General features: G+C 64.3%; 6 protein-coding genes and 1 pseudogene. 6 read left to right on the top strand and 1 reads right to left on the bottom strand.

Going from position 1 to position 8,838, the window contains the following annotated elements; genetic code table 11:
• Positions 1-110: 110 nt before the first annotated feature.
• A pseudogene (locus RB628_RS38210) lies at positions 111-212 on the top strand (3-oxoadipate enol-lactone hydrolase); the annotation flags it as partial.
• Positions 213-438: 226 nt separating this feature from the next.
• Here the strand turns inward: RB628_RS38210 and RB628_RS38205 are convergent.
• Positions 439-714: a helix-turn-helix transcriptional regulator gene (locus RB628_RS38205; protein WP_099498695.1), complete on the bottom strand. Its 276-nt coding sequence runs from the start codon at positions 712-714 to the stop codon at positions 439-441.
• 1,296 nt (positions 715-2,010) lie between these two features.
• Between RB628_RS38205 and RB628_RS38200 the strand changes: the two genes are divergently transcribed.
• The 5 genes from RB628_RS38200 (at position 2,011) to RB628_RS38180 (ending at position 8,406) form a co-directional block, all read left to right on the top strand.
• Complete coding sequence (locus tag RB628_RS38200; protein ID WP_318325252.1) at positions 2,011-2,223, top strand: hypothetical protein; 213 nt, start codon at positions 2,011-2,013, stop codon at positions 2,221-2,223.
• Complete coding sequence (locus RB628_RS38195; RefSeq protein WP_318325251.1) at positions 2,223-2,897, top strand: restriction endonuclease; 675 nt, start codon at positions 2,223-2,225, stop codon at positions 2,895-2,897. Before RB628_RS38200 ends, RB628_RS38195 begins: the two co-directional genes overlap by 1 nt.
• 43 nt (positions 2,898-2,940) lie before the next feature.
• Complete coding sequence (locus tag RB628_RS38190; RefSeq protein ID WP_318325250.1) at positions 2,941-3,654, top strand: restriction endonuclease; 714 nt, start codon at positions 2,941-2,943, stop codon at positions 3,652-3,654.
• 706 nt (positions 3,655-4,360) lie between these two features.
• Positions 4,361-6,526: an ATP-dependent endonuclease gene (locus RB628_RS38185; protein WP_318325249.1), complete on the top strand. Its 2,166-nt coding sequence runs from the start codon at positions 4,361-4,363 to the stop codon at positions 6,524-6,526.
• The gene (locus tag RB628_RS38180; protein ID WP_318325248.1) at positions 6,523-8,406 is read left to right on the top strand and encodes a UvrD-helicase domain-containing protein; all 1,884 of its coding nucleotides are present in this window, start codon (positions 6,523-6,525) and stop codon (positions 8,404-8,406) included. The genes RB628_RS38185 and RB628_RS38180 overlap by 4 nt, the downstream gene beginning before the upstream one ends.
• Positions 8,407-8,838: the final 432 nt, after the last annotated feature.

Below are 8,838 nucleotides of genomic sequence, written 5' to 3'. Positions count from 1 at the left end.
CGGCCCCGGCAGAGTGGAAAGTGGTGTCGGTGGCGGTGCGGCTTGCGCCTCTAGTAGCTAGGTCCACCCCGGCGATGTGACATCTCGTGACAGATGAGAGGGTCGGGCGAGTGAGTGAGACACCGAAGAGCACCCTGCAATACCGCTTTGACGGGCCAGAAGACGCCCCAGTCCTGATCTTGGGGCCGTCCCTCGGTACCACATGGCACATGTCGTAGAAACCGTCCACGGGCGTCCAGCTGATACAGGGTGAGTACTTAAGTCCAGGTCAGAGCCTTGTGGCGTGAGCGCGTCCGTGGGGTTGGTGATCCGCCTGTGATCGCTCGTGACACGTGAGGACCCCCGTCGGCTTGCTCCGGCGGGGGTCCTGCGTAGACGGGGACCTGATACGACGATGCCCCGCCGGCTTGCTGCGGCGGGGCATCGTCGTGCAGTTGGTCATGACGGATTGGGGCTTGCGCTGGAGGCTCCGTTGTACTCCGGCTCGCCGCTCTCGAGTACGCGGAGGAGCGAGGCGGTGACGACGCGGGCGGTGCGGCCTATCGGTAGCACGCGGCATGGGAATTCTCCGCGGCGAACGAGGTCGTAGCTCTTCGATCTCGACAAGCCGAACGCCTGGGCGGCGTCCTCGACGCTCGCCGTCCCACTCCAGGTGGCGCGGATGTGCTCGGGGCTGAACTGGCCGTGAGGCGTTTCGCCGCTCTGACTGGGCATTCCTGTCAACAGTGCCTTTCGGGTTTAGCCGCTTCCGCGGCAGTGGGGAAGCGGGGAGACGCGGTGGACTGCCAATAGTCCGCAGAATCACCGGTTTCGGTAACCGGCCATTGACAGATATCCTGCTCCGCTCAGCGCTGGAGCTGAGTTGAATAGGCCCCAATCGGCGCCAGCACCGCTGATTGGGGCCGTCGGCATTGTCTCCACGTGTTTCCGATGACTCACCATGTTGAGTGCGTCGCGATCTTTGAATCGGCAACAAAGGGTGCCTGACCTGCGATTTTGTGTGTGCGTACTATGCGTGGTGTGGGCGTTACGGGCGATATCTTGACGCTGAAATGACGCTCATCTGACGCAGCTCCGATCGTGACAATCTGCGGACGGCTGGTCCGGGTGTGGTCCGGATCTTGGATCGAAGTGATTGGTGGTGATGAGCGCTGCTCACATTTCGCGCTTGTGCGACGATGACGCCCTCGGTACTGCTTCGAGAGGCGACGACGGGCCGCAGAAGGCTGTCCTGACTGGCGGCATCAAGGTTGTATTCGGCACGGGCGGGGCCAGCGGCGGCTTTCCGGGTATTGCCCTCCCGTGGGCTGGGGTCGTCGCCGGTGCCTCGTTCCGGGCGGCCATGCCCGGCGCCGTTACCGTCCTTGCTCAGACCGCTTTGATTACCGCACCAGCCCGAACCGCGCCTGACCACATGGCTGCTTATGGCGGCTATCGTTGGCGACCTCGGTCTCGCGGCGTATGTCCGGGGTCTGCTGCGTGACGATTTGTGGCGCTGTCCTCGCAGGACCGCGACGACACCACGTTGAGCATTCATCCCGTGAGGGCTCGGCTGGCCGAGGCGTCGCGGCCGTGGGTTGATCAGCGCCTACTAGTGCCTCCCGGCCCGGTGACACCCCCGACTCATGGGCGCAGAACCACGGTCCGAAGGGGCGGCTCCGGCGCACTATGGCTGTGAGTGCGCTTCCGCTGCTTTTCGCCATTCGTCGGCAGAGCTCCGCTTGGTGTGATCGGGGACGTGTCCACAGGTGGGAGCCAGGCGGTCACGCGCCGTGTGAGGGCTGGCGGAAAGGGTCATGGTGAGCCGCTTGGGAGCTGAGAAGGGCGTTCGTCCAGGTGAGCCGCCTCAGGCTCGCTGCCCCGTGATCGGCCTGACGGTGTGGGCCCTCCTGGCCTGATGGCGACTGGACCGGGGGGAGCGTCGTGATCATCCATCAGTTGCTGTCAGCGCGCGCTGCTACACCCTTTTGCTGGGGCCACACTCTGCGGTCCGCCAACGGGAGGGGCTACATGTCGAACGTGCCGGACGGGTTCCACAGGGTGCGCGGGCACATCCGTCGCAATCCGAAGCCCAGGAGCGCCAAGCGCATGAGCGGTTGGATGATCGCCGGCTTACTGGCTGGTGTGTGGCTGTGGGGGCAGGTGTTCGGGTTCAGTGAGTCCACCGCCACGACGCCGCCGGCGGATCCGAAGCCGGCGGCCAGCGCGACGGCCGACCGGTGATGGGACGGTTACGTCTGCGGCGTCCTCGTGGTGCCGCAGAGCTGGGCGCAGCGGCTGTGGTTGCCCTGGCCGTGCTCGTCCTGGTGGCGCGGACAGCGGCCACGGCGGTCGGCGCGCTGAAGGCGGCCTGGCCTGCCCTGCTCGCTCTCGCCCTGCTCACGGGAGCCGTCGCGGCGTGGCGGATCATGCAGGCGACCACGATGCGGCGTCGGGAGAGGGAGCGGCTGGCCACTCTCCGGATCACGCTCGCGGAGTTCGACGCCATGGACGACCGTCGCTTCGAGTACGCCCTGCGGGATCTGTTGGTCCGCGACGGCTGGCCGGCCCGCAGAGTGGGTGGCGGTGGCGACCAGGCCGCCGACGTCATCGGTGACCATCCGCAGCGCGGTCGGATCGTGGTGCAGGCCAAGCACACCCGCGTCGGCGGGAAGGTGAGCTCATCGGTGATGTATGCCGTGAAGGGGACGGCCGGGCCTGTCCACAAAGCCGATCACGCTGTCGTCGTCACCAACGGGGCCTTCACCCGGGATGCTATGGCGTGGGGTGACCGGCACGGCGTCCACTGGATCGACCGGGAGAAGCTACGGCGCTGGGCCGAGGACGGTGCCGCTCTGCACGACCTCCTCGGATTGTCCGCGCGCTCCCGCCCGAGCCGGTTCAGGCGTGCGGCCTGACTGGCAAGATCGTGATCGCTGCCCAAGACGTCTGGGGGGTGTGGTGTTCGACGAGGACGGGTCGCTCGACCCGCTGCTGAAGTTCCTGCTGTATGCGGTCATCGCGCTGGCCGTCGGCAAGATGCTCTGGGAGTGGCTCACCGAGGACGTCGGCCAGTGGATCATCGGAGATCTGTGGGGATTGATAGCCGATCATCCGTGGTGGACCGGGCTCATCGTCGCCGGCGGACTTCCCGTGCTGCTCCTGCTCGTCAGAATCCTGTCGTTCCTGTTCGGCGCCAACACCTACGCCGACGCGGACGACATGTTCGTCGCTCCGTCCGGCGATGCGATCGAAGCGGACGTGCTGACCTTCAAGATGAAGCAGCTCTCGTCGATGAGTGCGACGGGTTTCGAGCAGGCGTGCACTGATCTCCTGGCCCGTGACGGATTCCGGCGTCCCAGGCGGGTCGGAGGCGCCGGTGACCTCGGCGTAGACATCACTGCCCGTGATGACGAAGACCGCCTCCTGATCGCGCAGTGCAAGCAGTATCAGAGCACAGTCGGGTCAGGTCATTTGCAGAAGTTCAACGGGACAGCCCGCCCGCATCACGGAGCCGACCTCCCGATCATGATTGCGCTCAACGGCTTCACGCAGCCGGCGATCGACTTCGCCCAGCATCACCAGCTCATCCTCATGGGCCGCCCGGAATTGAAACGATGGGCCCACGACGAGCACCTCTACGACGTCCTCGGCATCCAAGGCGCGGCACAGTGACGCCAGCGCACACTGAGCTGAGTCCGCCCCAGGAGCTCCCGCCTATTGGCAGGTGGTCCCTTTCGGGCTCGGTCTGTTGCGGGCGCGTTGTCGTGGAGATCGGCCCGGGCCCCTCCCGCCCAAGAGCGACGCCTACAGCGAGGCAGCCTTGGGCCGAGAGATCGTGAGGCGACACTTCTCTGATGGAACTGCGGTCTCCGGCATACCGGTCCTACCCAATGGGCCAACATCGGGATCTGTTTGCCCGTTACCCGGCTTGCGGCGTACGGCGCTTTGATCAACCGGAAGGCGAAGGACAGTGCACCGAGGCGTGCCGCAGCCACCCGCGAGGTATTGATGCCCCGGACAGCACCACGCGGATTGCCACCGTATGCGTCGGCGCGGAGGGTCTCTGTTCCAGCCGCTCGCCGTCTGAAGCGCACTTGCTGGCGATCCGTGACCTTGCTGCTCGGCGGGGTAGGTGCTGAGGCTGCCCCCGCAGGGCTGTAGTAGCGGACTCACTTGTCAGTAGTCGACTGATTTGCGTCTCTTGATGATCTCATTTGATCGCAATTGACAGGTATATGGGAAGTGTGTAATGAGAGGCGTTCAGGTGGCAGGATGCAGCCCCAGGGCCTGAGGAGGCGTGAGCGCGGTACGGGTCTCGTCCGTTCGCCGAGTGCTTGCGTGTAATCCCTCATAGGCAGGTGCGCGGCAGGGAGTTTGGATGTCTCAAACCGATATGAGCGGTGTCATTCCGGGCCAACGGGGCGGCTCAAACGAGTTGCTCAGCCACAAGACCCCGACGCCACCCCGCCTGACTAAGGCTGTAATTCAGAATTTCAGGTTGCTGCGTGAGACCGAGCTGTCCTTCGCCGACGACGTGACATTGTGTGTCGGCCGCAACAACACGGGAAAGACCTCGCTGGCCAAATTGTTCAAACTCTTCCTGACGAAGAAAGACACCGCGCTGCGCATCGAGGACTTCTCCGCGGAATGCTACGCGGAGTTCCTCGACGCGCACCGCCTCTACGTCAGGGGCGAGAAGGAACAGGCACGCGGCCGGATCCCGAAGGTCACCCTGACTCTCCATATCGCATACGACGCGAACTGTGGACAGTACGGCCCTCTGGCCTCCTTCATAGTGGACCTCGATCCCGACTGCTCTGCGGTCGTGATCAGGCTCACCTATGCATTGAAGGACGGCGCCCTGGACGTATTCCTCAGCGACCTGGTCGGCAGTGCGGACGCTGTGCCCCTTGAGCGGCTCGCCAGACGCATTCCGGCCCACTTCGGTCTGTCTGTGACGGCTGTAGACCCCACTGACGAAACGAACGTTCGCGCGGTCGACCTGGCGGACGTCAAGAAGCTCGTAAAGGTGGACTTCCTTGATGCACAGCGGGGACTGGACGACGAGGACCGGGAGGCCGCCCAGCCCATCGGAGCAATCTTCGAGAAGCTCTTCACGTCAGCGAAGGGCAGCAAGCGTGTTGAGTGGCTGGATGATCTCGCCACGCGTATCGATGTGATGCTCACGAACACCTCCAGCGAGCTGGACATCAGCCTGCAGGAGATCCGCACCCAGGTAGCGCCGGCATTGACGGCCTTCGGATATCCGGGGCTGGGGAACCAGGAGTTCGTCACTGCTGCCCGCCTGGATTCCCGGCGGCTTCTCAGGAACTTCGCACGTATCCACTACCCGGGAGCGGCTGGCGTGCGGTTTCCGGAGTCATACAGCGGCCTCGGAACGCGCAACCTGGTGATGATGCTCCTCAAGCTCTTCACCTACTATCGCGAACACACCGCCCAGTCCAATGAACTGGGGATTCATCTCGTCTTTCTGGAGGAGCCGGAGGCTCACCTGCATCCGCAGATGCAGGAGGTGTTCATCCAGCAACTCCTTCAATTTCCCTCGCTCTTCCCACGGCTCGATGCCCAGATGCGAGCGAACAGTCCCCAACCGGTCGGTATGACGGAGGTGGCAGGTTCTGGCAGCGAGAATGGATCGCCCTGGAACGCCCAGTTCGTGGTGACTACCCACTCGGCGCATGTAGCCAATCGGACGCGCTTCTCGAACATCAGGTACTTCCGCAAGGAGGAAGAGGCTGCTGAGCCCGGAGACGAGTCGAGGCCGGCCCGTACGGCCATCAAGGACCTTTCCCAGGTTTCGCGCGATGAGAAATTCCTGCTGAAGTACCTGACCCTCACCCGGGCCGACCTCTACTTCGCGGACAAGGCGATTCTCGTTGAGGGCGCCAGCGAGCGTGTCTTCGTCCCAGCCGCGGAGGAAAAGCTCGCAGCGCGAAAGCCAGACACAGCTCTCTCACATCAGTATGTGACGCTGATGGAGGTAGGCGGCGCGTACGCCCACAAGTTCTACCCCCTGCTGAGAATCCTGGGTATCCCGACCCTGATCATCACCGATCTTGACCCCATCGACGCAAGCGGTCCCAAGACCCGCAAGTGCACCGTGTCCGAAGGAGGACACACGTCCAACCAGTCCATCCGGGCATGGTTCGACGAGACGGGCGAGACCAAGGTGGCCGAACTGCTCAGACGCGCCGAGGCAGATGCCCCCGTAGCCGCCAACCTTTGCCTCGCCTACCAGGTGCCCGAGCAGCCCGGAGATCCATGCGGCCGTACCTTCGAGGACGCCTTCGCACTGGCCAACCCGACTCTCTTCGGTCTCTCCCGGCGTAGAGCCACGACAACGAACGCGAGCCTGGAAAAGAGAGCCCGCGACAAGGTGGACGGCAGGGGAAGCAAGGTCGACTTCGCCCTCGAGCACGTGCTTGGCGAACACGATTGGAAGGTGCCGAAGTACATCAGGCGCGGTCTCGAATGGCTCATGGCACAGGACGGGACGGCGACGAAGACGGACGACGAGCTATGACGGCACGTCACGAAGAGCTGGCACAGGCCAAGCACGTCGTCACCGTGGCCGAGTCGGAAGCGCAGACTGTACGGGAGACGATCCTGACCGCATTGCGGGAGGCCAGCCATTTCAAGTTGGAGGCCGGCGCCGGTGCGGGCAAGACGAGCTCGCTGATCGAGGCACTTCAGAGCATCCTTGCCGACCGAGACCGGTACCTCCCGCGACGGGACCAGCGCGTCGCCTGCGTCACCTATACCAATGTGGCCCGCGACGAAATCATCAGTCGGACCGACGGCAGCCCGTCCGTCTTCGCTGACACCATCCACGGCTTCCTATGGCAACTACTCTCTCCCTTCCCCAAGTACCTGCTGCGCTACGTCGTCGAACTCGACGCTATGCAGTCCAGACTGGAAGGGCGAACATCACTGGACGGCTACACGGTCGACTACAGCATCGGCTACCGGAAGGTGGACCACGACACACTCCACGTGCAACTGGCGCACGACGACCTTCCTGCCCTGGCCTGCAAGTTCTTCGCCCTCCCCAAGTTCCGGGCCTTGGCCGCCGACCAGTTCCCAATCGTGTTCGTCGACGAGTACCAGGACACCCCCGCCGGCCTGGTGGAGGCCATGTTGGGCACGCCCAGTGAGGAGCCCCCCCGCAGTGGTCCCCTCTGCGGATTCTTCGGCGACCACTGGCAGCAGATCTACGACAAGGTGTGCGGAACCATCGACGACCCGCGCGTGAAACCGATCGACAGGCGGCGCAACCGCCGGTCGCAGCGCGCTGTGGTGGATCTCCTGAACGCGATGCGCCCTGAACTGGAGCAGACCACGAGCCCGGGAGCAGGTGAGGGGAGCATCGCCATCTACCACACCAACGACTGGGCCGGCACGAGGCTCACCCACCACCGGAAGGGACAGATAGGCTGGGATGCCGCGCATGCGGCCCGCAGCTGGGCCCTGGAAGACGCCCGCCAACGCCTATGGAACACCAAGGTTTCCAATGGCTTGGACAGAGCGCGGGCGGCAGCACCCAGCACGAAGATCCTGATGCTCACGCACGAGACCATTGCTGGCGAACTGGGCTACCAGCGACTTCACCAAGCCTTCCGGCGCAACGAGTCCTATGTGAAGAAGGAGGACCACATCATGGCCTTCTTCCTGGACGTCCTGGAACCCGCACTGCTTCATCACCGGAACAAGCGCTATGGCGCGATGTTCGACGTGCTCGGCCACCGCTCGCTTCTCACCTCACCCGCCGACAAGCACGCGTGGGCGGCCCTCCTGAAAGAGCTGGAGAGGATCCGTGAGGATGGCACGGTTGGCGACGTCCTCGACCTCTGCCTGAGCCAGCAACTGTTTGATGGACTGGGAAAGGTCCGTGAACGCCACCGCAAGTCCGTGGCACCGGCCAACAACGATTCGCAGGCCGAAAGCGACGACAAGGCCAAGGCACGAGCGGAAGAGTACGAGGCCCTGCGTGCTGTGCCATACGCGCAACTGCTGGCGCTGCATGATCACTTGGGCGGTGGCACGCCCTTCGCGACGCAGCACGGAGTCAAAGGCCAGGAGTTCGACAGGGTCCTAGCGGTCGTCAGCAAGGGGCACACTCGCTTCCAGATCCCCGAGATGCTGGCGAACTTCTCCCGGCGTCACGGACTGCAGGGTAAGGAGCGGGAAGCCTTCGTCAGGGCGCGGAACCTCTTCTACGTGGCGTGTTCGCGGGCCAAAGAGCACCTCGCCCTCCTCTTCACCACGAAGCTCGACCCCGCTGCCCTCGACACCCTCCGGGAATGGGTGGGCGACTCCCGGATCATCTCTCTGCAGTTTGATGGAGACTCCGTGATAAGCGGCGAGCGCGAATTGAACGACGCTGTCTCGCCAGTGTGCGGGTAGGCCGTCGGCCCTGGAGCAACGAAGCAGTGCCGCCCAGGATCTCCGCCCTGCCTAGCGTTTGGACTTGGGCGGGCGTGGGCTGCTCACATTTGCCCAGCTCGCTGAGCGCTGGAGCAGCCGCCACACTGGCACTGGGAAGAACCATCTACGACCGTGACCTGCGTAGTGAGGCGGACGAGGCATCAGGTCCGCTTCCTGCATGTTCGTGAAGATGTCACCCGTGGTGCGCGCATGTACGGGGTGTCCCCTTCTTGGGTGCCGACGGTCGGCTCAGGCCCGCCCGCAGCGGGCAGGGAGCGTGAGGACCGTCTTGCGGTGTTGATGGCGAAGCGCCGACCGGCGGGGCCGCCGCGGCTTCCGTATGAAGATCAATATGTGCGATGGACGCGAACGAATCGTCCAGGAGCACCATCGAGGCCGCCTCCCGGGCCA

The organism is Streptomyces sp. ADMS (assembly GCF_033441795.1).
Taxonomy (GTDB): domain Bacteria; phylum Actinomycetota; class Actinomycetes; order Streptomycetales; family Streptomycetaceae; genus Streptomyces.
Note: the sequence above shows the minus strand (reverse complement) of the source record. Positions and strands in the feature narration are given on the sequence as shown.